Origin of the sequence: Lentiprolixibacter aurantiacus (assembly GCF_026241225.1) — a bacterium.
Classification (GTDB): domain Bacteria; phylum Bacteroidota; class Bacteroidia; order Flavobacteriales; family Flavobacteriaceae; genus Lentiprolixibacter; species Lentiprolixibacter aurantiacus.
This window is the reverse complement of sequence record NZ_JAPFQP010000004.1, coordinates 522,552-547,470: the sequence shown is the minus strand read 5'-3', so window position 1 is coordinate 547,470 and position 24,919 is coordinate 522,552. Positions and strand designations below refer to the sequence as shown.

Annotated in this window: 25 protein-coding genes; 16 read left to right on the top strand and 9 right to left on the bottom strand. The window is 44.1% G+C overall.

The window, feature by feature from the left end; genetic code table 11:
• The first annotated feature begins 24 nt into the window (after window positions 1-24).
• The 6 genes from obgE to OO016_RS13925 all read left to right on the top strand — a co-directional run bounded on the left by obgE (window position 25) and on the right by OO016_RS13925 (window position 6,284).
• Complete coding sequence (gene obgE / locus OO016_RS13950) at window positions 25-1,026, top strand: GTPase ObgE (RefSeq protein WP_266015271.1); 1,002 nt, start codon at window positions 25-27, stop codon at window positions 1,024-1,026.
• Window positions 1,027-1,080: 54 nt separating this feature from the next.
• Window positions 1,081-1,602, top strand: coding sequence for a DUF4136 domain-containing protein (locus OO016_RS13945; RefSeq protein ID WP_266015269.1), 522 nt, complete (start codon window positions 1,081-1,083; stop codon window positions 1,600-1,602).
• A gap of 181 nt (window positions 1,603-1,783) precedes the next feature.
• On the top strand, window positions 1,784-4,096 hold the full coding sequence (locus OO016_RS13940; protein ID WP_266015267.1) for a S9 family peptidase: 2,313 nt from the start codon (window positions 1,784-1,786) through the stop codon (window positions 4,094-4,096).
• Between the two features lie 230 nt (window positions 4,097-4,326).
• Entirely contained in the window at window positions 4,327-4,452 is a 126-nt protein-coding gene (locus OO016_RS13935) for a hypothetical protein (protein ID WP_266015265.1), read from the top strand.
• A 147-nt stretch (window positions 4,453-4,599) separates the two neighbouring features.
• Window positions 4,600-5,559 carry a sensor histidine kinase gene (locus OO016_RS13930; protein ID WP_266015263.1) on the top strand — a complete coding sequence of 320 codons (960 nt, stop codon included), beginning with the start codon at window positions 4,600-4,602 and terminating at the stop codon, window positions 5,557-5,559.
• Entirely contained in the window at window positions 5,556-6,284 is a 729-nt protein-coding gene (locus tag OO016_RS13925) for a LytR/AlgR family response regulator transcription factor (protein WP_266015261.1), read from the top strand. The genes OO016_RS13930 and OO016_RS13925 overlap by 4 nt, the downstream gene beginning before the upstream one ends.
• Here OO016_RS13925 and OO016_RS13920 read toward each other — a convergent pair.
• Both OO016_RS13920 and OO016_RS13915 read right to left on the bottom strand, forming a co-directional pair.
• Complete coding sequence (locus OO016_RS13920; protein ID WP_266015259.1) at window positions 6,281-7,066, bottom strand: SDR family oxidoreductase; 786 nt, start codon at window positions 7,064-7,066, stop codon at window positions 6,281-6,283. The two genes, OO016_RS13925 and OO016_RS13920, sit on opposite strands and share 4 nt — an antisense overlap.
• Before the next feature lie 3 nt (window positions 7,067-7,069).
• Window positions 7,070-7,387, bottom strand: coding sequence for a cupin domain-containing protein (locus OO016_RS13915; protein WP_266015516.1), 318 nt, complete (start codon window positions 7,385-7,387; stop codon window positions 7,070-7,072).
• 144 nt (window positions 7,388-7,531) lie between these two features.
• Here OO016_RS13915 and OO016_RS13910 point away from each other — a divergent pair, with 144 nt between their 5' ends.
• Window positions 7,532-8,887 (top strand): UDP-N-acetylmuramate--L-alanine ligase, encoded by a 1,356-nt coding sequence (locus tag OO016_RS13910; RefSeq protein WP_266015257.1) that lies wholly within the window; start codon window positions 7,532-7,534, stop codon window positions 8,885-8,887.
• 5 nt (window positions 8,888-8,892) lie between these two features.
• On the opposite strand, the gene OO016_RS13905 is transcribed toward OO016_RS13910, so the two are convergent.
• Complete coding sequence (locus OO016_RS13905) at window positions 8,893-9,336, bottom strand: DUF1569 domain-containing protein (protein WP_266015256.1); 444 nt, start codon at window positions 9,334-9,336, stop codon at window positions 8,893-8,895.
• A gap of 61 nt (window positions 9,337-9,397) precedes the next feature.
• Here OO016_RS13905 and radC point away from each other — a divergent pair, with 61 nt between their 5' ends.
• The 6 genes from radC to OO016_RS13875 all read left to right on the top strand — a co-directional run bounded on the left by radC (window position 9,398) and on the right by OO016_RS13875 (window position 15,080).
• On the top strand, window positions 9,398-10,102 hold the full coding sequence (gene radC / locus OO016_RS13900; RefSeq protein ID WP_266015254.1) for a RadC family protein: 705 nt from the start codon (window positions 9,398-9,400) through the stop codon (window positions 10,100-10,102).
• 40 nt (window positions 10,103-10,142) lie between these two features.
• Complete coding sequence (locus tag OO016_RS13895) at window positions 10,143-11,438, top strand: polysaccharide deacetylase family protein (RefSeq protein ID WP_500793340.1); 1,296 nt, start codon at window positions 10,143-10,145, stop codon at window positions 11,436-11,438.
• On the top strand, window positions 11,431-12,120 hold the full coding sequence (locus OO016_RS13890) for a YjjG family noncanonical pyrimidine nucleotidase (protein ID WP_266015251.1): 690 nt from the start codon (window positions 11,431-11,433) through the stop codon (window positions 12,118-12,120). Before OO016_RS13895 ends, OO016_RS13890 begins: the two co-directional genes overlap by 8 nt.
• A gap of 75 nt (window positions 12,121-12,195) precedes the next feature.
• Complete coding sequence (locus OO016_RS13885; protein WP_266015248.1) at window positions 12,196-12,747, top strand: hypothetical protein; 552 nt, start codon at window positions 12,196-12,198, stop codon at window positions 12,745-12,747.
• A 71-nt stretch (window positions 12,748-12,818) separates the two neighbouring features.
• Entirely contained in the window at window positions 12,819-14,186 is a 1,368-nt protein-coding gene (locus tag OO016_RS13880; protein WP_266015246.1) for a DUF5723 family protein, read from the top strand.
• Window positions 14,187-14,192: 6 nt separating this feature from the next.
• Window positions 14,193-15,080, top strand: a complete 888-nt coding sequence (locus tag OO016_RS13875; RefSeq protein ID WP_266015243.1) for a hypothetical protein — start codon at window positions 14,193-14,195, stop codon at window positions 15,078-15,080.
• Here the strand turns inward: OO016_RS13875 and OO016_RS13870 are convergent.
• Window positions 15,077-16,354, bottom strand: coding sequence for a replication-associated recombination protein A (locus tag OO016_RS13870; RefSeq protein ID WP_266015240.1), 1,278 nt, complete (start codon window positions 16,352-16,354; stop codon window positions 15,077-15,079). The two genes, OO016_RS13875 and OO016_RS13870, sit on opposite strands and share 4 nt — an antisense overlap.
• A 34-nt stretch (window positions 16,355-16,388) precedes the next feature.
• Between OO016_RS13870 and OO016_RS13865 the strand changes: the two genes are divergently transcribed.
• Window positions 16,389-17,135, top strand: coding sequence for a rhomboid family intramembrane serine protease (locus OO016_RS13865; RefSeq protein WP_266015237.1), 747 nt, complete (start codon window positions 16,389-16,391; stop codon window positions 17,133-17,135).
• A gap of 22 nt (window positions 17,136-17,157) precedes the next feature.
• Here the strand turns inward: OO016_RS13865 and rlmB are convergent, their stop codons facing one another.
• From rlmB to OO016_RS13840, 5 genes are all read right to left on the bottom strand, one after another.
• Entirely contained in the window at window positions 17,158-17,895 is a 738-nt protein-coding gene (rlmB, locus tag OO016_RS13860) for a 23S rRNA (guanosine(2251)-2'-O)-methyltransferase RlmB (protein WP_266015234.1), read from the bottom strand.
• A 156-nt stretch (window positions 17,896-18,051) separates the two neighbouring features.
• The gene (locus OO016_RS13855) at window positions 18,052-18,174 is read right to left on the bottom strand and encodes a hypothetical protein (protein ID WP_266015231.1); all 123 of its coding nucleotides are present in this window, start codon (window positions 18,172-18,174) and stop codon (window positions 18,052-18,054) included.
• A gap of 287 nt (window positions 18,175-18,461) precedes the next feature.
• A complete protein-coding gene (locus OO016_RS13850; RefSeq protein WP_266015228.1) occupies window positions 18,462-18,989 on the bottom strand; it encodes a hypothetical protein in 528 nt (175 codons plus the stop codon).
• A 12-nt stretch (window positions 18,990-19,001) separates the two neighbouring features.
• The gene (locus tag OO016_RS13845) at window positions 19,002-20,423 is read right to left on the bottom strand and encodes a SusD/RagB family nutrient-binding outer membrane lipoprotein (RefSeq protein WP_266015226.1); all 1,422 of its coding nucleotides are present in this window, start codon (window positions 20,421-20,423) and stop codon (window positions 19,002-19,004) included.
• A gap of 10 nt (window positions 20,424-20,433) precedes the next feature.
• On the bottom strand, window positions 20,434-23,580 hold the full coding sequence (locus OO016_RS13840) for a SusC/RagA family TonB-linked outer membrane protein (protein ID WP_266015223.1): 3,147 nt from the start codon (window positions 23,578-23,580) through the stop codon (window positions 20,434-20,436).
• Between the two features lie 461 nt (window positions 23,581-24,041).
• Between OO016_RS13840 and rpsL the strand changes: the two genes are divergently transcribed.
• Together rpsL and rpsG are read left to right on the top strand one after the other, a co-directional pair.
• A complete protein-coding gene (gene rpsL, locus OO016_RS13835; RefSeq protein WP_266015220.1) occupies window positions 24,042-24,416 on the top strand; it encodes a 30S ribosomal protein S12 in 375 nt (124 codons plus the stop codon).
• A gap of 19 nt (window positions 24,417-24,435) precedes the next feature.
• Window positions 24,436-24,912 (top strand): 30S ribosomal protein S7, encoded by a 477-nt coding sequence (gene rpsG, locus OO016_RS13830; RefSeq protein WP_266015218.1) that lies wholly within the window; start codon window positions 24,436-24,438, stop codon window positions 24,910-24,912.
• Window positions 24,913-24,919: the final 7 nt, after the last annotated feature.

The window sequence follows — 24,919 nt, the reverse complement described above, 5'->3', positions numbered from 1 at the left end:
CCGTCAAGGCCATAAGACTTTATCATGACTGAAGGTAATTTTGTAGATTATGTGAAGATCGATGTGGTTTCCGGAAAAGGTGGCCAGGGATCTGCACATCTCAGACGTGAAAAATTTGTAGCCAAAGGCGGACCAGACGGAGGCGATGGAGGGCGCGGAGGTCATGTGATTATCCGTGGAAATAAAAACCTCTGGACACTTTTCAGTTTTAAATTCAAAAGACATTTCAAGGCGGGCCACGGAGAGCATGGCAGCAAAAGCAGAAGCACAGGTGCAGCCGGTGCTGATGTTTATATCGATGTTCCTCTCGGAACGGTTGTGCGGGATACTGAAACCAAACAACTGCTTTTTGAGATAACCGAAGACGGAGAAGAAAAAATAGCCGCCGAAGGAGGACTTGGAGGTTTGGGTAACTGGCATTTTAAATCGGCAACCAACCAAACCCCGCGTTATGCTCAGCCGGGCACAGGCGGAGAGGAAAAAAAACTTACCCTTGAGCTCAAAGTACTCGCAGACGTGGGCCTGGTGGGATTTCCCAACGCAGGCAAATCTACACTGCTGTCAGCGCTTACCGCAGCCAAACCAAAGATTGCCGATTATGAATTTACAACCCTAAAACCGAACCTTGGGATTGTTCAGTACCGGGATTTCCGAAGTTTTGTACTGGCAGATATTCCAGGGATTATTGAGGGAGCTGCTGAGGGCAAAGGCCTTGGGCATTATTTCCTTAGGCATATTGAACGCAACGCAGTGCTGCTGTTCCTTATCCCAGCCGATAGTCCTGACATCAGGAAGGAATACGAAATTCTGCTCAATGAACTGCGTAAATACAATCCTGAGATGCTCGATAAATCCCGCATAGTGGCCATTTCGAAGTCGGATATGCTGGATGAAGAACTTATGGCGGAAATGGATGAAGAGTTAAAAAAGGACTTTTCGGATGTGCCTTACCTTTTTATTTCATCCGTTTCCCAGTTTGGATTGCAAAAGCTTAAAGATAAGCTCTGGGTGCTATTGAACGAATAGGGGCTCAGGAATACCCTTCAGCAGCTTATTTTTTACTAATTTTAGTAAGCAATCATGAAAAAAATAATACTCCCGATATTGCTTATCCTTCTGGCGTCCTGCGGTGCGGTACGGGTTAATTATGATTATTCTCAGGAAACGGATTTTTCAGTTTATACTACCTATGATTACTATCCGGATATGGATACGGGGTTATCTCAGCTCGATACCAAAAGACTGTTAAGGGTTGTTGATTCGGTCATGCAAATCCGGGGATTTAGCATATCAGACCAACCTGATTTCTATATCAACATTCAAAGTTCCGTATACCGGGATGCCACTTCATCATCAGTTGGCGTAGGCATGGGTGGCACCGGCCGCAACGTTGGCGGAGGTATATCGGTGGGAGTTCCACTGGGGGGCAGTGGCATAACCCGGGAAATCGTCTTTGATTTTGTGGATGCCGACCGCGATGCCCTATTCTGGCAAGCGGTGAGCAATAGCAACTACCGGGAAAATGCTTCACCCAGTACCAGAGAAAGGGTATTGAGGGAAGTGGTAGCTAAGGTCTTTTCCAAATACCCTCCTTCCAAATAGAGGGCTGTTTCCTGTTTTAATACCGTACAAAACCCTATAATTACCGTTCGTCATAAGCTCGTTGGTGTCAGTCTGACAGCCATTTACTTTTGTTTTGATAAAATTTTGGGGACCTACTGTAACATAGTTCTGCAGCAGGTCACTAATCATTTGAACTTATTAAATCATTAAATTCTAAATCATGCAATTAAGATTTCAATTTTTTAAACAATTTCTGGGTATTGCCTTCTTCTTTCTAAGCTTTCAGGGCTTTGCGCAGGACGCAACAGGGAACTGGAAAGGGACCTTGAATGTTCAGGGAACGGAAATACCTCTTGTTTTTAATATCGAAGAGGCCGATGGTCAGTACTCTGCTACTATGGATAGCCCTTCCCAGGGTGCAACTGGCATCCCTATGGATGAGGCCTCGCTATCGGGAAGTGAGCTTACCATTGTTTTTAAACAGGCCGGTATTAAGTACGTGGCCACGCTGGAGGGCAATACTCTAAAGGGAACATTTTACCAGGCGGGCATGGAGTTCCCGCTGAGTATGGAAAAGTCTGAAAAAACCATACCAGGAAACCCAGAATTAGTGAGTTCTGATGAAGAACTCGAAAAACTGGTTTCACTTGACGCGGGAGACTATAAATATTCGGTAGAGGATTACTTTGCCAGGCCAAAAGCCTCGTCTTTCCAATTCTCACCAGATGGAAAATACATGTCCTATCGCGAGAAGGATGAAAACCTGAAAAGACATGTATATGTGCGTAACATAGCCACAGGGGAGGTAAAACAGGCCATAGAAGAAAAGGAAGAGCTTATTCGCGGGTACGGATGGGTGAACAATGAAAGAATGGTTTACTTGATGGACCAGGGTGGTGATGAGAACTACCACGTTTATGCAGTGAATATTGATGGAACTGATCAACGAGATCTGACCCCATTTGACGGTGTTCAAGCTCAGTTTTCGGACCTGCTCAAAGACGATAAGGATCACATTATTGTGAATATGAACAAGAACAACCCTCAGGTGTTTGAGCCTTATAAGGTAAATGTGGTTACCGGGGACATAGAACAATTGTACAGCAATGAAGATCTCAGCAGTCCGATTATAGGCTATAGCTTTGATAAAGATGGTAACCTCAGGGCTTTTGTCCGTCTCAGGGATGGTGTTGAAACCGACCTGTACTATGCCATAGAACCCGGAAAGTTCGAACGCATAAAGGAGTTGAACTGGAAAGATTCATTTGGAATTCTTCAATTCAATTATGCTACGGAATATCCCCATGATGCCTACATGGTATCTAACCTGGAAAATGACAAGGCAGAGATAATCCTGTACGATCTCAAAAATGGGAAAATCCTTGAGAAGGTTTTTTCCAATGATAAATACGATGTGTCTGGTATGACTACTTCCAGAAAAAGAAATTGGGAAATCGATTCTTTCCAGTATGAAGGTGAAAAACAGGAAATTGTGCCCGTTAGCAAATATTATAAAAAGCTTCATAAGCGAATTACTTCACGGTTTAAAGGCAAACAATATGGTATTGCCGATTTTACCGATGACGAAAGCAAATACCTGATCTACATTACCAGTGATAAACTTTTTGGCATATACTATTCCTATGATGTGAAATCAGATGAGTTTAAGGAACTGTATAATATGATGCCGCAGCTAAAGGAAGAAGACATGGCCGAAATGCGACCTATCACTTTTACCAGCAGGGATGGACTTACAATTCATGGGTATATTACTCTTCCCAAGGCGGCATTGCAAGGGCAAAAAGTACCGGTAATTGTGAATCCGCACGGCGGTCCACAGGGAATCAGAGATTCCTGGGGTTTTAATCCGGAGGCTCAGTTGTTTGCAAGTAGAGGCTATGCCACGCTTCAGGTAAATTTCCGGATATCAGGCGGATATGGAAAAAAGTTCCTGACATCCGGCTTAAAGCAGATTGGACGCAAGGCCATGGATGATGTGGAAGACGGGGTAAAGTACGTAATTGAACAGGGATGGGTAAATCCGGAAAAAGTAGCCATTTATGGTGGAAGTCATGGAGGATATGCCGTATTACGGGGACTTACCAAAACACCTGACCTGTATAACTGTGGAGTGGATTATGTAGGGGTTTCCAACATATTTACCTTCATGAAATCTTTCCCACCGTACTGGAAGCCATACCTTAAATTAGCCAAGGAAATTTGGTATGATGAGGATATCCCGGAAGAGAAGGCAATAATGGAAGAAGTTTCTCCGGTATTCCAGATAGATAAGATCAAAAAGCCGCTCTTTGTTGTGCAGGGAGCTAATGATCCTCGGGTCAATATTGACGAATCTGACCAGATTGTAAGTGCGCTTCGCAACAAAGGATTCGATGTGCCATACATGGTTAAGTATGATGAAGGACATGGATTTGGCAAGGAAGAAAACCGCATCCACCTGTATAAGGCTATGATGGGATTCTACGCCAAGCACCTGGGAGACAAGGAGCTTAAAAAGCCCATACTGGATTAAACAACCATTCGGTTAATATTAAAAGGGGAGGTCCATAGACCTCTCCTTTTTTTTGGCCTTGAAGCACATTTGCCGTTTGCGTAGTAAATTTTGCCGTCCGTCATAATTGTATTTCGAAGGCACTCTCGTTATCCTAAATTGCAGGGGTAAATCAAAAACTGATGTTATGATAACTTTAGCCAAGATTGTAGCGACCTTAATCCTTGTAATAATCACTTAAATTGAATACAATGACGAAATACAGTGAGCTCAAAACATCAGCAGCCGGAAAGATTGTGGTCATTGCTCTGGTAACCTTCACCATGGCTTTGCTTGGATATTATGTTGGTCAGGCAATGTTCTACCTTTTTAACTAGCACGTATTTGATGGGTATTGCTTTATATTTGGACTAGCTTATTTGCTTATGCAACTATCTCATAAAAGACGAAACCGAATTTTCTGGCTATTGCAGATCCTGGGATGGGGGATAATGAATTTGTTATCATTATTCGTAATAAAGGGGATGAGCTCTACATTCCTTATCTATTCCATATTTGCAGGAATGTTTGTGGGAATTGTATCCACATCCTTGCTAAGGATATATCTCAAAAAACATATTTTCTTTGAAAATTTTGGATTAAGGGAGATTGCCAAAATATTTGTTTCTACTTCACTTGCCTCGGTGCTATATGCACTTCTTAGTATAGCTTCCGGATTACTTTTCACCCTTGTTTGGACACTGGAGAATGAAATCGACAAAAAGCTGTTTGAGATGTATAATAGTTTTTGGTTGCTGATAACCGGCTCTGTCTTTACTGTATTCGGATGGGTTATTCTTTATCTGGTTATCAAACTGTTACTGAAGTTAAATGCAGACCGTATAGAACGACTAGAACTTAATGCCACTCTCAAACAGGCGCAATTGAATACCCTGAAAGGACAAATCAACCCCCATTTTATGTTCAACAGCCTGAACAACATTCGAGGTTTAATGCTGGAGGATGTTGAGCGTTCCCGTGAAATGCTTACCAAACTGTCGGATATGCTTCGCTATTCTCTCAGTAAAAATAACGTCAATGCAATAGTCCTTAAGGATGAACTGGAAATGGTGGATAATTATATTGACCTTTCCAGGATACAGTTTGAAGACCGCATGACTTTTATTAAGGAGGTTGTTCCGGAAAGTTTGCATTTGGAAATACCACCAATGATCGTTCAGCTTCTTGTTGAAAATGCAGCAAAGCACGGCATAGGAAATCTCAAGGAAGGAGGTGTAATCAAACTTATAACCAAAGTAAAAGATCAGGTACTTCATATTCAGGTAATCAATTCGGGAAAGCTAAAAATTGACACCGGATCAACACAACTCGGACTCCAGAATATTAAACAGCGTCTGAAGTTACTTTATGGCGGAAGGGCTACCTTTTCTCTGGAACAACTGGAGGATGAGGTGATGGCGCATATTAAAATCCCAATACAATGAATAAGATAAGTGCCGCCATAGTAGAAGATTCCCGCCTTGCCCGCAATGAGCTTAAGGAACTTCTGAAGCATCATAAAAATATAGAACTGGTTGGTGAGGCTCCCAATGTAGATCAGGGATATGAACTGATCCGTTCGAAACGCCCACAACTTCTTTTTTTAGATATCAACATGCCGGAAAAAGATGGTTTTGAACTGCTGGAGATGCTGGATGAGGTACCCATTACTATTTTCACCACTGCCTTTGATGAGTACGCGATCAAATCCTTTGAATACAATGCCCTGGATTATTTGTTGAAACCTATAAACGAGAAGCGCTTTGCCGTGGCCATAGAAAAAGTGACCGCCAAAATGGAAGCTAAAGGTGATGATACAAGTTCAGAGCATAAACTTCGGGAAAGCAGTCAGATTTTTATAAAGGACGGGGAACAATGCTGGCTGGTCAAAATAGCAGATATTGTGCTTTTTGAAATTGTGGGCAATTATACCAGGGTTTATTTTCAGGACCAGAAACCCCTGCTGTACAAATCCCTTAATCAAATAGAAGATAAACTACCTCCGGATACCTTTTTTCGTGCCAACAGGCAGCAGATCGTAAACATAAATTTTATCGGGGAGGTAATACCCTGGTTTAACGGAAAACTCAAATTGACGATGAATAACGGATCTGAAGTTGAAATTTCACGTCGCCAGTCGTACATATTCAAAGACAAGCTCAGTTTTTAGAAAGATTTCAGCAAACCACCATCCAGAGGGATATTAGCACCGGTAAGGTAACTGGCTTTGTCTGACGCAAGGAAAGTAACCAATGCACCGTATTCTTCTGGCTTTCCGATTCGTTTCATGGGCACCTGTGCCTCCATGCCTGCCCTTACTTCCTCTGGTTTAATACCCTGTTGTTCCGCCTTTTTTGCATTCAGCTGGGCAATCCTTTCCGTATCAAAATAGCCCGTTAAGACATTATTTACTGTAATCTGCTGCTCTGCGACGTCCCTGGACAGCGTCTTTGCCCAGGTTACCACGGAAGCCCTGATGGTATTGGACAATGCCAGGTAGGAGAGGGGCTCCTTTACTGATATGGAGGTTACATTTATGATGCGGCCCCATCTTTGTGCTATCATATGATCCAGGGCCAGCTCCGTAGTATACACAACGGTTTTAAACAAGGTGTCAAATGCCTCCTGATAATCTTCAACCCCGACCTCCAGGCTTCCCGCAGCCTTTGGACCCTGTGTATTGTTGACCAGGATATCTACCTGGTGGTCTTTAAAGAATCCTTCAATCTTATTTCGGTATGATTTGAAATCAGCAAAGTCCACTGTAAGATACCCGTGCTGCTGTTTGCCCTTGCAGGGCAGATCCTTAACAACTGAACTGAGCAGTTCTTCAGATCGGGCCATCAGGGTTACGGATGCCCCGCTCGCAGCCAGCTGTTGGGCAATAGCCCTGCCTATACCCTTGCTGCTACCGCCAACCAATGCCCGTTTGCCTTCTAGTGAAATCAACATAAGCTACTTGTATTCATCCCGTACAGGGCTAAATATATCCATAAGTTTGCAAGGCGTGAGTGCCTTTCCGGAATGAGGGACTTCAGAAGGTATAACAACCAGCTCTCCGGGACCGTATATCCTTGTATTTCCCCCAACGGTAAACTCAAACTGCCCTTGCTGTACCTGCATGATCTGTTCGTGCATGTGGGCATGCTCGGGCACTTCTGCCCCTGCTTCAACCTCCCAGAAAGCCAGACTCATGTTTTTACCATGAATTAACCTTCCGTGATAGCCTGGTATAATCTCCCGGGGTTTTATTTCAGATAGTTTATAATCCATATTTAATTGAATAGTATAATCCCTGCTCATCCAATGGGCCTTCATTGTAGCGGGTTTGCTACGAATATAAAAAGATTTGCCCCTCCTGTAAAGGTTGGCAAGCCCCTTTTCTCTTCCTATCTTTGTCCGGTAAGCAAAACGAGGATGCGTATACATTTTATTGCCATTGGAGGCAGTGCCATGCACAATTTGGCCCTTGCCCTGCAGGACAAGGGCTATGAGATTTCAGGGAGTGATGATGTGATTTTTGAACCCTCCAGAAGCCGTTTGGAAGCCGCAGGCCTCCTGCCCGGTGAAATGGGGTGGTATCCCGATCGAATAACCAGAGACCTCGACGCAGTAATTATCGGTATGCATGCCAAAGCAGATAACCCGGAATTGGAGCGGGCAACCGAGCTCAATCTGAAAACCTTCAGTTATCCCGAGTTTCTCTATGAGCAATCCAGGCATAAAACCCGGGTGGTTATTGGGGGAAGCCATGGCAAAACCACAATCACCTCAATGATCCTCCATGTGATGCATTATTTTGACAGGGAAGTTGATTTTATGGTTGGGGCCCAGCTGGAAGGTTTTGATCGGATGGTACACCTCACCGAGGAGAATGACTTTATTGTTCTGGAAGGGGATGAATATCTTTCTTCCCCAATAGACAGGCGACCGAAGTTTCATTTGTATCAACCCAATATTGCCCTTTTAAGCGGCATTGCCTGGGATCATATCAATGTTTTTCCCACCTTCGAAAACTACCTGGAACAGTTTGAGATCTTCCTGGAGAGCATTGTGAATGGTGGAAGCATTACCTACAATGAAGAAGATCCTTCGGTGAAAAAACTCGTAGAAGAATGCGAGATCCCCATTCGCAAATTTCCCTACGAAACACCACAATATACCTTAGAAGAAGGAATAACTCACCTGGAAACCCCGGAAGGCCCTATGCCGATTGAAGTTTTTGGCAAACATAACCTGAGTAACCTGGCTGGCGCAAAATGGATCTGTCAGCAAATGGGTGTAGATGAAGATGATTTTTACGAAGCTATTTCCTCTTTTAAGGGGGCTTCCAGGCGACTGGAGTTACTTGCCTCCGGGGAAAGCGGACTGGCTTTCAAGGATTTTGCACATGCGCCAAGCAAGGTTAGGGCAACCACTAGTGCAGTGAAAGAACAGTATCCGGATAAAAAACTGCTGGCGTGCCTGGAACTGCACACTTATAGCAGCCTCAACCCATCCTTCCTGGGGGAATATAGCGGAAGCCTCGACCAGGCCGATGTTGCTGCGGTTTTCTACTCCCCTGAAGCCCTGGCGATTAAAGGTATGCAGCCCCTTGGTGAGGATGATATAGTGCGGGCATTTGGCAGGGATAATTTGCAGGTATTTACCAATGCGAAGGATTTTGAATCCTTTTTGCTGGGACACAGCCCCGATCAGGGCGTACTGCTTTTGATGAGCTCCGGAAACTACGGGGGGCTTGACCTGGAACAAATCAAAGCCTTGTATAACTAGGCGGATTAAACCCCAAATTGCTTTAAATGGTGGTCCAAATGCTTGTATTGTAACTTCCCCCACTGTTCTGGCGTAAATTCTCCAAAAATCGGATGTGGATTCCAGTTTTCACGACCTTTGAGGTGGTGTAATTCTGTGATCATTTCACTTAAAGTCCTGAATTCTTTTTCGAAGTCTTTTTCTTCAGTAGCCTTTGCAGCCTTTACCGTAGGCAGGTTTTTTCTCCAGGGCTTGTCGTTGTAAAGCGATTTCTTGAACAGCAGCCTGATTAGGGGATTGCTCTTACGCTTGGGCTCTTTATTCTTGATGGCGATCCGGATGGGGAGCTGGCAATGCCAGAGCATCTGGGCAACCGTCATTTTACCCCATTGCCTTTCAGAATCAGGGCTAAGTGCTTTCATGCGAGACTTTACTTCCTGATAGGTTTTTTCATCAAAAATCGATTTCATTATTGTCAGCTATAAGTACAATTTGAAGTTACTTAAAAATATCCTTCATTCGGTGTAAAAGGTGAAATCAAAGTTGGGTTCTTCATTATCCATAAGCAGCTGGGCTCCGGATGACAAACCTCGGGAAAAGTTGAGGGATAAGGGTGCTTCCACCCTCTCGGATGCAGAACTGATAGCCATATTGATTGGTTCGGGAAACCGTGATAAATCTGCGGTTTTGCTTGCCAAAGAGATTCTTGCTGCTGCCAGTCATAGTATCTCGGGGCTATCTAAATTTACCCTGCATGAACTTGTGCGATTTAAGGGGATTGGGGAGGCAAAGGCCATTGTTATAATGGCAGCATATGAAATAGGTAGGAGAAACTACAGCAAATCGAATAAAAAACGGATACACATCAAGGACAGTAATGGGGCATACCAGGTCTTATTCCCAAAACTTGCCTGCCTGCCTCATGAAGAATTCTGGATACTTTACCTAAATAATGCCAATAGGGTAATTCATGAATTCCAGCTCAGTAAAGGAGGGATAACGGGTACACTGGTCGATGTGCGATTACTTCTGAAAAAAGCACTGCAAGTAGGTGCTGTAGCCCTGATCCTGGCACATAATCATCCCTCGGGCACTCTTAGCCCCAGCGAGGCCGATAAGGAAATAACCCGAAAGATCCAGCAAGGGGCCCGGATGATGGATATTAAAATTCTCGACCATTTAATAATTACCAGAGAAGACTACTTTAGCTTTGCAGATCAGAACTTATTACTTTAGCAGAAAGGAAAGCCAACTTTTCCAACAGGTTTCGATTCAGATGTTATTAATATACACACACAAGATTACTTCCCGATTCCGGTATACCATGAAGCAAATATTTACCAGGATATTGGGTGTCGATGTAACCTATACTACACGTGTGGAAGATTTCATCAAACACAGCGGACCCAAAATAACATATACCAGGCAGCCCCTTCAGAATGAGTTCTTCATTCGCAATAATGATCTTTTATTTCAATCCGGCATCAATGATTTTTCGCTTACGATTGAATCCTGGGAGGGAGTACCCTGTTTTTTCAGGACCGGAGAACGGAGCAACCTGCCCTTTGATATTTTTGCAGCCGGTTTTTTTCTGCTCAGCAGATATGAAGAGTACCAGCCACATGTCAAAGACCAGCACGGAAGGTTTCCGCCCACCGAAAGTGCGGCCTACCGGCACAACTTCCTGCGGATACCAATTGTTGATGTCTGGGCATACAAAATGCTTGAAAAGCTGAAAGAACGTTTCCCGGACATTGAAACAAAGAACAGGATGTACGGGTATACTTCCATTATTGATGTAACTACTTCCCATGAATATGCTCATCGGGGATTGTTGCGCACCGTGGCGGGGATTGCCCTGGATACTGGGCGTTTTCGGTTCAGGAGAATATCCGAACGGCTGGCAGTACTGTTGGGTATTAAACAGGATCCTTTTAACAATTTTGGAAAGCTCATAGAACTGCATCAAAAGACTGGTGTAAACAGTATGTTTTTCTTCCAGTTTGCCGACTATTCGACCTACGATAAAAATGTATCTACTGAAAATAACAAGTTCAGATACCTGATAAAATGGGTGGCCGATTACAGCACTGTTTCCCTGGCCGCATCTTACAGTTCGTTCCACGACAATGACTTGCTCAAAAACGAAAAAAACAGATTGTCTGAGGTTATCCATCGCCCTGTTAATTATTCCCGAATGCGATATAATAGGGTGGACGTACCCGGTACATACCAAAACCTCGTGGAAGCAGAGTTTACAGACGATTTTACTATGGGTTACACTCATGAAATTGGTTTTCGGGCAGGAACCTGTACCCCTTTTTACTTCTATGATATAGCCATGGAGGAACAGCAGCCCATCAAGGTACACCCCTTTGCCATACACGATTACGCCCTTCTTGATTTGAAATCGGAAGAAGTAATGCTGAGGGAAATAGATGCTGTTTACGATGCTGTTAAAAAAGTGAATGGTCAGCTGAAAACCGTGTTTTCAAACGAACTTCTGGGAAGCAGGCAAAAGGTTAACTGGCTTGAGCTGTACTCCAAACTTATTGGTAAATACCATGTATAAAGAACTAGTCACCGACGTTTTTTTTGACCTGGATCATACCCTGTGGGATTTTGAAAAAAATTCAGCGCTGACTTTTGAAAAAATATTTAAGGAAAACGAATTGGAGGTAAACCTGGAACGTTTCCTGAAGATATACACACCAATTAACCTTGCCTACTGGAAACTGTATCGGGAAGAGAAGATCAGCAAACCTGAGCTCCGATATGCCAGGTTGCGCAATACTTTTGACCAGCTCTCAATAACTGTGGAAGATGAGCTTATTAGTACCTTGTCTGTACAGTACATAGAACACCTGAGTACGTTCAATTATCTGGTTCCTAATACCCTCTCAATCTTAGACTATCTATACCCGAAATACCGACTTCATATAATTACCAATGGCTTTCAGGAAGTGCAGCAGAAGAAACTGGAAAACGCATCTATAGCCGCCTACTTTGAACACGTTATTGATTCAGAGACGGCGGGTGTTAAAAAACCCAACCCCTACATTTTCACCTATTCCCTTGAGAAGGCAGCAGTAGCTCCGGAAAAGGCTATTATGATAGGTGATAACCTGGAGGCCGATGTGCTGGGAGCAAGGGCGGTTGGACTGCATACTTTACATTTCAATGTGCATAAAGATCCATCGCATCAGCATGGCGAGATAATCGACGACCTGATTGAAATAAAAGCCTATTTGTAGAGTTATATAGAAAAGCACCTTCGGGGAATACGGAATGTTTAAATTACAGGGTAGCTTACGAATAACGCGAATGCTATGCGCTTGCTGAAAAAGAGTCTTCATTATTTCCTGCTACTGATAGCAGTTCAATACGCCTGTGTTGATAAGCAGAATTTGGATCAGTTCGACGATCTGAGCGTTACTCCTACCGTTGCTTCCAGCCTTGTTTATGTAGAGTCGCCTGAGGAGGTGATCAACAATGCAGCAGGGGCTAATTTTTATGCCCAGGATTTCAATTTTGATGCCTTCAATGAGGACTTTTTTGCCGAGCGGGTATTAGAGGGGTCTATTACTTATGAGATTGAAAATACTACCAGTAAACCACTGGAGATTACCATTAGCTTCCTTGACGATGCAAGCAATGTCCTGGATACGGAAACATTCCTGATTGATGCCGCTCCCACAGCCGTCCTTACACGTGAGATCTTTTACGGGGGTGCAACCGGGAGGAGCCTGGATATTATTCGCAATACTTCTGGTATCCGTGTTTTTGGCCTGAATCTTGGGGATAATACCAGTGTGTCGACCCTTCCGGACCCTAGAATTGTGCTGCGTTCAAGTGGAAGATTTAGGTTGCGCCTCAGATGAACAGGAAACATTTTATTTTTTTCTTTCTATTGCTGCTCAGCACTTTAATCCGAGCACAAAATAAACAGTTATTGTACGATTTTGTGGAGATTCCGCAAGCCCTTATGCTCAATCCCGGAATGGAGACTGGTTATGATTGGTATGCCGGTATTCCCGGCCTTTCTGGTATTTATGCACAAGGAGCAACAAGCGGGCTTTCGGTTGATGATATTTTTGCGGATGACGGGCTGGACATCAATGATAAGGTACGGAACCGTGCGGTATTTGGACTTGGTATACGGGATAATCAAAGCCTTACCGGCCAGATAGAGGTATTAAGCGGTGGCTTTCGGAGTAGAAAAAGACCACAGGATTTTTATTCTTTTGGCATTTATGGAGAGAGTGACTGGATTAATTACTGGCCCAGGGACCTGGCCATACTGGCGTATGAAGGAAATGCAGACCGAATAGGGGAGCGATTTGACCTGAGCCACCTGAAAACCCGTGGGGACGTCTTGAGCGTATTCCATTTTGGGGTAAACAGGCAGTTGAACCGCCAGCTTACCGCCGGCGTTCGTGCTAAACTGTATTCCAGTATTCTCAATTACACCTCTACCAGCAATGATGGATATTTCCTGACTCGTCAGGGCCAGAATAACCTCCTTACCAATATCCTTGTGGCCGATATGAGGTTGCGCAGTTCCGGATTAAGAGCTCTGGAGAATGCCGCAGATGAGGACGTATCTGAAGTAACGAGCACTATCCTGGGCAGAGGCCTGTTAGGTGGTGATCTGGGATTGGGACTGGACTTTGGATTTACATATAAATTAAATCCGCAAACCGTTATCACGGCTAGTATCCTGGACCTTGGTTTTATCTATCATTTTAGTGATGTGGATAATTTCAGCCTTCAAGGAAGGGCGGCAAATGAAGGTGTGGAAATTATTTTACCAGATGCCCTGGATGACCCGGGCGCCGATTTCTGGCAGGAGTTGGTGGATGAGATTGAGGCACTGATACCCTTCGGTGAGGATACCCGTAGCTATGTAACCTTTCGTCCGACCAAATTATACGGAAGCATCAAATACAGCTGGGGAATGCCAAGGAGTTCATTTGCCCAGGACTGCGATTGCGATGTTACAGCGACAGCCAGGGCCAACAGGAATATTTACCGCAATAGTGTTGGGGGACAGCTATTTGTGGTAAACAGGCCCAGAGGGCCACAGGCCGCGCTAACTGCCTTTTATGACAGGCGACTGGGCAATTTCCTGGCCCTGAGGTCTACCTACACCCTGGACAAGTATTCTATGACCAATTTTGGCCTTGGATTAAGCCTTCAGGCCGGACCTGTTAATTTCTATATTCTGGCAGACAATTTACTGGCCTATCAAAACCTCGCTGCCGCTCATACTGCTTCTTTCCAGTTCGGATTAAATATCCTATCTTGGGGAGATAACTGATTCATTATGCGAACATTTCGGCTTTTGTTCCTTTTTCTTGCAGGCGGTTTTTTTGGCACACAGGCACAGGAAGTCTTATCGGCATACAAGTATGTGATTGTACCTACAAAATTCGAGAGCTTCAAAAAAGAGAACGAGTATCAAACAAGTACCCTGTTAAAACACCTATTGGTTGAAAAGGGATTCAATGCGGTGTATGACAACGCCCTGCCTTCTGAATTAAGCAACAACAGGTGTCTAGGGCTAACTGCCATACTGGTGGATGAATCCGGGATGTTGACTACAAAAGGGCATATTTCTTTTCAGGATTGCCAGTCACAGGAGGTTTTCAGAACTCAGACAGCGAACAGCAAAATTAAGGATTACAAAGGGGCTTTCAAGGAAACCATAACTGAAGCTATGGAATCCCTCAATAATTACACCTATTCCTATCAGCCGGCCGAAGTTAAAGAAGCTCCTATTACGGTAAACTTCGGGGATGATGTTAAAACCCTGGAACCTGATCCAGTTCCCACTGAAAAAATTGAGGAAATAACGACTAAGGCTAAAGAAGTCTCCGGGATTCCTGTTGTTCAGGAAAAGGAAACCGGTGTTTCAAAGCCCACCGTCCCGGAGATTAAAGAAGTGCCTCAGGTTGCAAAGGAAACGGTTCCTTCGGTACCTGAAGCTAAGGACAGCTTCCTTCTGTATGCCCAGCAAATTCCCAACGGATTTCAACTGGTAGACAGTAGCCCTAAAGTGCTGCTGCGAATCTATGAAACCGGGAAAAAGGGCGTGTTCCTGGCCAGGGGTGATGCAAGTGAGGGCATTGTCTATGAGGACCAGGGAAACTGGTATTTCGATTATTACAAGGACGGAGAACTGGTACACCAGACCTTAAATATCAAATTCTAGTAGTTGTATTTGTCTTTCCAGCGGTTGCGGAGAAACTCTTGCAACCCAGCCTCGCGTTTGTTTTTACCGGGTTCATAAAACCGAACCCCTGAGAGGTCGTCCGGCAGAAATTCTGAGGGCACAAAATTTCCTTCAAAATCGTGGGCGTAGGCATATTCCTTTCCATAACCCAGGTCCTTCATCAGTCTGGTTGGTGCATTCCTCAAATGAAGGGGCACTGAAAGGTCTCCTGTTTCGGAAACCTGCTGTTGTGCCTTGTTAATGGCCATGTATCCCGAGTTGCTTTTTGGGGAGGTAGCCAGATAAATTGCACATTGACTCAGGATAATCCGGGCTTCCGGGTATCCTATGGTATTCACAGCCTGAAAAGTGCTGTTGGCAATTACCAGGGCCGTGGGATTAGCCAGTCCAATATCTTCAGAGGCTGATATGAGCATCCTGCGGGCAATGAACTTTACATCTTCCCCACCTGCGATCATGCGTGCCAGCCAATATACGGCTGCATTTGGATCGCTGCCCCGGATCGATTTAATAAAGGCAGATATTATATCGTAATGCTGTTCCCCGGTTTTGTCGTAAAGCACCGTATTCTTCTGAACCTTGGCCATTACCAGTTCGTCGGTAATGGTTAAAGATTCCGCGTCTTCTGATGAAACCACCAGCTCAAACATGTTGAGCAACTTCCTGGCATCTCCTCCTGACAACCGCATTAATGCTTCCGTCTCCTTTAGCGCAATTTGCCGCTCTTTCAGTAACTCGTCTTCCTGCATAGCCCTTTGAAGAATAGCCTCCAGGTCTTCCTTCCCAAAAGGATTCAATACATACACCTGGCATCTGGATAGTAGTGCTGGTATAACTTCAAAACTGGGATTTTCTGTTGTTGCCCCGACCAGGGTTACCCAGCCCTTCTCAACCGCCCCCAAAAGGGAGTCCTGCTGGGACTTGCTAAACCTGTGGATCTCATCAATAAAAAGGATCGGATTTTTAGTGGTGAACAAACCTCCCTGTTCCTTGGCTTTCGCAATGACTTCACGCACATCTTTAACCCCGCTGCTTATAGCGCTGAGGGTGTAGAAGGGGCGTCCACTTTGAGTGGCAATGATATTGGCCAGCGTAGTTTTGCCCGTTCCTGGAGGTCCCCAAAAAATGAGGGAAGGGATGTTGCCGCTTTCTATTTGCCTGGTAAGGGAACCCTTATCGCCAACCAAATGGCTTTGGCTGATATAATCACTCAGGGTTTTAGGACGTACCCGATCGGCAAGTGGCTGACTCATACCATAAAAGTAAAATAAAATGTAATTTCGGTGCATGACCGAAGAACGATATTTCAAATTTACTTACAGCGTGCTGCTGGTTCCCATGATAGCTGTTTTGCTTATCTGGATTGTATTCTGGGTTGAAGTGCGCTTTCGGGTCAATTTAAATGATTTTGGGGTTTATCCCAGGACACTGAAGGGTTTGAGGGGAATCCTTTTCAGTCCGTTTATCCATGGATCCCTATCCCACCTGTATAACAATACAATACCGTTGGCCGTACTGAGCGCAGCGTTGGTATACTTTTACAGAGACGTTGCTCTTAAAGTATTTCTGTTAGGATTTCTTTTGGCCGGTATACTAACCTGGTTGATTGGCAGGCCTTCCTATCATATAGGCGCAAGCGGAATGATATATGTACTGGCCTCATTTATTTTTTTTAAAGGAGCCTTTACCAGGCACTACAGGTTAATGGCACTGTCCCTGATCGTTGTTTTTATTTATGGCAGCATGCTCTGGTACATCTTCCCGGTTAAGGAAGGAATTTCATGGGAAGGCCACCTGGCCGGATTTATAACTGGGCTTGTGCTTGCTTTTGCATTAAGGGCTGAAGTCCCCAAACCACGAAAATACGCATGGGAACGGGACGATTATAACGAAGAGGAGGATGAATTCCTGCGTCATTTCGACCAAGACGGGAATTTTATGGAACGCCCCAAAGATGCTGAAGAATCAAAACCACAGGTTCAGATACGATACCACTATCGGAAGGATAAGCCAAAACCTCCGGAAGATTCCTGAATTTGCTTGTAGGGATAAAGAGTTAGGCGCCTCGTTGACGGACTGTTTCATAGAGGAATACACCACAGGCAACAGACACATTCAGAGAAGCAATACTGCCAGCCATTGGGATTTGGGCCAGGTGATCCACAATTTTCAGCACGGCAGGGGATATCCCCTTGTCTTCGGCACCCATAATAATAGCCAGGGGCTTTTTCAGATCCAGATCGAATAGGGTGTTGGTCGTTTTTTCCGTGGCAGCAACTACGTTTACACCCGAAGCCTGCAGGTAGTAAACGGCGTCTTTCATGTGGTTGACCTTTGCGATAGGAATGTTGAATACTGCTCCCGCAGAGGTTTTTACAGTATCTGATGTGACCGGTGCCGATCCTGAACTCGGGACAATGATACCGTCTACGCCAGTGCATACTGCTGTTCGTATGATCGCACCAAAATTCCTGACGTCTGATACACGGTCCAACAAAAGGAAAAGCGGGGTTTTTTTGCTGGCGCATACCTGGTCTACCAGTTCTTCAAATACACTAAAGGAAACCGGAGAGACAGTAGCCACTGCGCCCTGGTGATTGCCCCTGACCAGCTTATTTAACTTCTGGAAGGGGACATAGGAAGTGGTTATCCCTGCTTTACGCAGCTTATTTTCCAGCTGAACAAAAAGCTCACCTCCCAGTCCTTTCTGTAAATAGACCTTGTTGATTGCAGTTTCTGAATCAATAGCTTCAATAATGGCCCTCAGGCCGTAAATAAATTGGGACTTTTGCATTAAATGCCTTTAACGTTGATTTTCATTTGATTTAGCGAAATATCAAAAAATAATCCGTACTTATTTAGATTACCGGACTAAATTAGTGTTCTTTTCCCTGGACTGTGGCCTTTGCTACGGGAAAAATACTATTACTTTATTATCCTTCAAGTATTTTCATGATTTCACATGCAACTCTACAGTAAACGCTATTAGGGAATCCCCGGAGGTTGCGTCTGTAATCTCAAAGGTAGCAATTACGGTCTTGCGTTTAAGGAACCAGGATTTGGATAGGGGCATTTTATTCAGGCCAGGTTTTACATTTACTTTATAACGGGTGTCCCATTTCAATATTTGTAAACTGCTTGTTCAGAAATTCTGGCAAACGCATTTTACTTTGATTAATGTTCGTATAGAATATCTTCCCAGGGGGAGTGTAGATCATGCTCTGAAAGAAACTCCTGGTCCTTTGGAGGTTTAGCGTATATAAAAAAGAGGCCTGTTATCTTTATAACAAGCCTCTTAAACTTACTTAATGAAATAAATTTAACAGCAGCTGATGGTCAACAACTACTGTAAAACTGTTTCTATTCATCAATATCCTCGATATTGACAACAGCTGTTTTAAGTGAATCTGTTCCCCCGCGTCCGACGGCAATTTCACCATCATTACTGGTAGCGCTTGCCAAAGTAACCTGGAGGGTTTTATCTCCGTCTACAACGTCATCGGTAAGAAGAACAACAACGATATCTGCATTTGGCGCTAAACCATCCAAATTAGGAGTTCCGTCAGGTTTAAGAATAACTACAGAACCTCCGGCGCTTGTTGCCCCATCAACTGTGAAGTCGACCCCAAATACTGCCGTTCCACTGAAGGTATAATTCACGGTTATATCCGTTACAGTTCCTCCCGGAACCTCAACATTCAATTCTTCCGATCCTCCATCTTCTGTGGTATCTACTGGAGCTATACTGGAACTTGCACCAGGGGCACTAAACGCGACGTATCTCGGTAATTCCTCAACGGAAAGACCCCGGTCATCTAAGTCATAATCCTCTGTACATCCTATCAAGAGTAAAGCGGATCCTAAAATCGTATATACTATATTTTTCATTTTTTTCATGTTTTATAGATTTTCAAACCACATAGGAACATCCGTTTCCGGATTCGCTGGGGTATTAGGGTTAGCACCCACTTCATCCGGTGGATAGTTAAATCGTTTCAAAATAGTAGAGATATTCGAAGCCGGAGGTGTTTCTAAAACAGGAAACTGATTTCTCCGAACATGATTCCAACTCAGAACCGGTTGCAAAAATGCCGCAAGATACTGCTGATTGTACACATCTTCCAGAGTAGGTGCAGGCAGACTGTTCACATAGGCGTCTATGTCTGCAGTGGAAACTGTTGTGATAACCCCGGGGATATCCTGCCCCCACCATGTAATGGAATTCCTCACGCCATTTCTATAATTGGTTTCCGCATTACCTGCAGCTGTAACACCCTCCAAAGCCAGTTCAGCCTTGTACAAATCTATCTCCGCCGGCAACATTACCATATCCGGCAAGTCTGCCCTGATAATATTATTGCTCAAAACAGAGGTGGTGTTATCAGGGAAAAGGTCGATACCTGGAGCAGGCAAATCATTACGGGCAACCCAAAGATCATATCTTGGATCTCCGGAATCTCTTAACAATGCATCAATAGGATCTCCAGGGCCAAATACATTCTGGCTTTCATTATCCGGACCAAAAAACGCTGTAATGATGGTGAGCATTCCGTTCTGTGCCCCGGGCTGTCCTGAATACCGTAGGTAAGCCGCCTGACCATTGCTTGTCATCAAAGGCTGACTTAAGGTGGCATTTATCTGCGCATCTACGTTGGCACCACCATTTCTCAATAGCATCAAAGCTCTGAGTTTTAGTGAATTTGCCAGTATTCTCCAGCTTGCCATATCACCACCATACCACTGATCACCGGCAGGGGTTATAGCAAATACGCCACTGCTGGGAGTACTGTCTATAAGTGCAATTGCCTCATCGTACATGGCTACAACGCCGTTAAGAATGGTTTGCTGATCATCAAAGTTCGGAAATGGAAATTCCTGTCCGTTTAGCGCTTCTGTAAAAGGGACATCTTCCCAAATACTGGTGAGCTCGTAAAAGATATGCGCACTTATAATCGTGGCAATGGCATTTACATTATTGCTGGTAGGGCCTGCTGCTGCTGCATCTGCTTTTACCAGGGATAAGTTACCCAGTACCTGGTTGTACATCATCCCCCAGGTGTTACCAGTAAGGAATATACTGGTTCTACCATTTTTTGGACTGTTAAATGTGTCTGAAATGTACTGTGGAACGTCACATATCCTCGTTCCCAACTCAGTTACTTTTCTGGACGAATACTGCACAAAAACATAGGGTAAAACTGCATTTGGATCTGCACTGGTAGCAACCAGGGGATCTGTATTTATATCCAGCTTATCGTCACAAGAAGACAACGAGCCAAGAATAAATGCAAACGATAGTAGTATTAATCTAATTCTTTTCATCTCTATTTTTTTAGAATGTTAACTTAACATTGAAACCAATACTTCTTGTTGAAGGGATACTGGCTCTTTCAATTCCGAATCCGTCCGCTCCTGAACCAAATAAGGTAGCTTCAGGATCAATATGGGGCACTTCAGAATAAAGTAGTAGCAAATTCCTTCCTTCTACACCGAATGTGAGGCCCTTGATAAAACTATCACCCAACAATCTGGATGGGAATGTATAGGATAAACCTACCTCTCTTAGCTTTATGAAAGAAGCATCATAAATGTATGGTTCTGCCACACTGTTGTCATTTAATGAAGTCCAGAAATCCTGGGCACTTAGTAGCGGTACATCATTATCTCTTCTTGTGAATGTGCCATCTCCATTATCTGTAAGGATAATACCCTGTGTATCGATAAAGGTTCCTTCTCTGTTTAATAAGGTTTCTTTTACTAATCCACCTGTTTGCAGAGCTTCAACAGTAGAGGACTTCATTACTCCACCCCATCTAACGTCAATGGTGGTCGACAGATTAAATCCTTTATAGCTGAAACTATTAACCCATCCTCCTGTCCAGTCCGGAAGTACGGATCCTAATGTAGTGGCTTGACCGGCCTGCCTTCTTCCAGTATTTGGATCAATAATAGGTCTTCCGGTTTCTTCATCCCTCAAGTGTGGGAAAGCATAAAGCTGGAACTCTTTTCCTGGCTCTGCAACCACCTGAACACTGTTAAAACCAGAAGCTATTACTACCCTGTCAAGGCCTTCGGTAAGGGAAACTACTTCAGACTCTACCCTGGAGAAATTTATTCCTGTGTTCCAGGTAAAATCACCAATGATCAAAGGAGTGGCCTCCAGGGATATTTCAAAACCTTCCTGGTCAACTCGCCCCACATTGGTTGTTCTAAAGGCAAATCCAGTGGTTTCTGGTATAGGAATGTTTAATATTTGGTCATCGTTCTGGTTTTTGAAGTAGGCCATATCCAAACCTAAACGTCCGTTGAACAGTTTCAAATCCAGACCAAACTCGTAAGAAGTTTGTTCTTCTGGTCTCAGATCGGCAGCCGGAATTGTGGCCGATGCCGAATAAGCCAACGCCCCATTGAACGGGAAGTTATTGTTCAGGCTGTATTGTCCTGTCGCTACTGTTATCGGATTGAAATTAAAGTTCAGTAAGTAGGCATCTGTATCGTTACCTACCTTTGCCCAACTCGCCCGAATCTTACCAAAGCTCAGGAAATCACTTTTAATATTGAAGGCATCGCTGAATACAAAGGCCATACTTGCAGAAGGATAGAAGTATGAGTTGTTATCCGTTGGCAAGGTTGAAGAAAAGTCATTCCTTGCTGTAAGCGTAAGGGTAGCCCAGTTCTTGTAACCGAATTCCGCAGAACCATAGATACCAAATAGCCTGGCTTCTGTAAAATCCCTAACAGGGATGGCTTGTTCTGCATTTGCAGGGCTGAAAAGTTCAGGGATCAATAAATTCACCCCTGTTATTTGCTGTCTTTCAAAGATCCTTGCATTATATTGCATACCACCCAGGACATTTACTGAAATATCATCAGTGATGTTTGTGTTATACGATGCTATAATGTCTGATGTTATTTCATTTCTCCTGATATTATCGGATATGAAATCACCAAACAGTCGACCTACAGTACCCTTGCTATTTTCAATCAACCTTCTATCATCCTGAAGATCCGCTCCTACTCTGGCAGTAAGGGCAAAGCCATCAAAGGGTTTGAAGGTCAATTGGAAGTTTCCAAAGATCCTGTCGTCATCCCGGTCATTGGCATTTTCATTACGAATCCAGAATGGGTTGTTGCTTACATTCCCCTGGTTGTTGGTTATCAGGTTAATCTGGTTTCCGCTTTCATCTATCCAGGGTTTAAAGAGATTCTGGTCCAGATTACTGCTGAAGGATGCGAAACTAATAATGTTAGGATCGTTCGCCCCGGAGGCTCCAGTTCCTCTGGACTGGGTAGTGGTATATTGGATACCAAATCTGGATTCCAGTTTATCGTTATGCCTAACCCCGGCATTCAGACCTATGGTAATCCTGTCAAGGCTCGCTCCTGGTAATATACCTTCCTGGTTAGTAGAAGTTAAGCTGATTCGGTAATCAAATTTTTCATTCGCATCCGAAACAGAAAAGTTGTTGATACGGGTTATCCCTGTGCGGAAGAAATCCCTGATGCCATTATCCTTAACAGCCTGCAGTGGGCCAGATTCTCCCGTAATGGGAAGGTTATCTACTGTTTGACCAACAATTCTTGGCCCCCAGTCAAAGCCTACACTACCTGCATCGTATTGCCCCTGGGTACCCATGGCATATTCCTGCTGGTAGTCCGGAATCCTGAACAGCGATTCGAATCTTGTAGAGGAATTCAGTTCAACTCGGGCTCCTCCGCCTTCGCCAGCCTTACCTCTTTTTGTGGTTACAATGATTGCTCCTGCCGCAGCTCGAGAACCGTATAAAGCGGTTGCAGCTGCACCTTTTAATACGTTTATGGATTCTACATCATCCGGGTTGATGACCGAAGCACCATTGGCAAAATCCCTTGTTCCTGTAATCCTGCTTCCGTTACCCGGGGTTTGTGCATCATTAATAAGTACACCATCCACAACCCACAGCGGGTTATTCCTTCCGGATAAGGATGAAACACCACGTATGATGATTTTTGAGGAACCACCCAGGTTACCACCAGTATTGGTGATCTGAACACCAGTAACTTTACCCTGAAGGGAGTTTACAATGTTCGTTTCACGGGCTTTCACCAAATCTTCCCCTTCTACGATATCAGTTCCGTAGCCCAGAGTTCTGGCTTCCCGTTGTATACCCAATGCGGTTACAACAACTTCTTCCAAAGCCTGCGCATCTTCTTCCATCTGTACATTAATTACATCAGAAGCGCCAATAGTCCTGTTCGCTGTTTTTTGCCCGATATAGCTAAACTGCAAAACCTGACCTACTTCGGCCCGGATGGAGTAATTTCCATCAAAATCTGTTTGAGTTCCTGTGGCAGTTCCAACGACAAGCACGTTAACACCCGGTAGGGGTGTGCCCGTCTGATCTGTAACGTTTCCGGTGACTGTCTTTTCCTGAGCAAAAGACAAATGCACGACAAACGCTAAAATCAGCGTTAAGATTCCATTTAAATGTGTTCTCATTGTTAAATTGTTTGAGTTTATCAAACCAACAAGTTCTAAATTTAATGTTAATACACCAAGGATTTTTTAATATTTCTTTAAGAAAAGGATTTATTAATCCCCTTTGGCCATATGATGATTCATATCCCAGATAAGGATGTCTATTTAATGTCTGAAAATCTCAATGTGATATATGCTAGTTTTTCTGTCAAGAATTCAAGGCTATACAGAATTGGGTAATCTACAGCTGGCCTTATACTTCAAAAACGAACATGATTATGGTAAATGTCATTGCTCAATGCAACATTTAATAGCTCAATAACTCCAGGTTTTTAGGGCATAATTACCATGGATTTCGCATCCCAAAAGCACCCGGCTAATTTTTCCTTTTAAAATAAATGCGCAGGCATTTGAATTATAATGATTTATTAGTACATTTGCCAGCCCTTTGACGAGGGTAGATTTATACATTATAATATAGTATGCCAACAATTTCACAATTAGTACGAAAAGGAAGGGCCACAATTACCAAGAAGAGTAAATCGGCTGCTTTGGATTCGTGTCCCCAGCGAAGAGGGGTTTGTACGCGGGTATACACCACTACACCGAAGAAACCAAATTCTGCAATGCGTAAGGTTGCAAGGGTAAGGTTAACTAACGGTAAAGAGGTGAACGCATACATTCCTGGCGAGGGCCACAACTTGCAAGAGCACTCGATAGTATTGGTTAGAGGCGGAAGAGTTAAGGACTTGCCAGGTGTAAGATACCACATTGTACGTGGAGCATTGGATACTGCCGGTGTTGCGGGCAGAACCCAAAGGAGATCCAAGTACGGTGCCAAACGTCCGAAACAATAAACGATAACGAACAGGAACGATGAGAAAAAGACAGGCAAAGAAAAGGCCACTCTTACCAGACCCAAGGTTTAACGACCAGCTGGTGACCCGTTTTGTAAACATGCTGATGTGGGACGGGAAGAAATCGGTAGCCTTCAAGATATTTTACGATGCAATTGATATCGTAGACCAACGCAAAACGGACGAAGAAAAAACCGCCCTGGAACTATGGAAAGATGCCCTTTCCAATGTGATGCCTCACGTAGAGGTCCGCAGTAGAAGGGTAGGTGGTGCTACCTTCCAGATTCCGATGCAAATCCGACCAGACCGCAAAATTTCTACCGCAATGAAGTGGTTGATCCTTTTTGCAAGGAAAAGAAATGAAAAATCGATGGCCCAGAAGCTGGCTGCAGAGATCCTGGCGGCATCCCGTGAGGAGGGTGCAGCAGTGAAGAAGCGTGTGGATACACACAAAATGGCCGAAGCGAACAAAGCATTCTCTCACTTCAGATTTTAATTTCAAC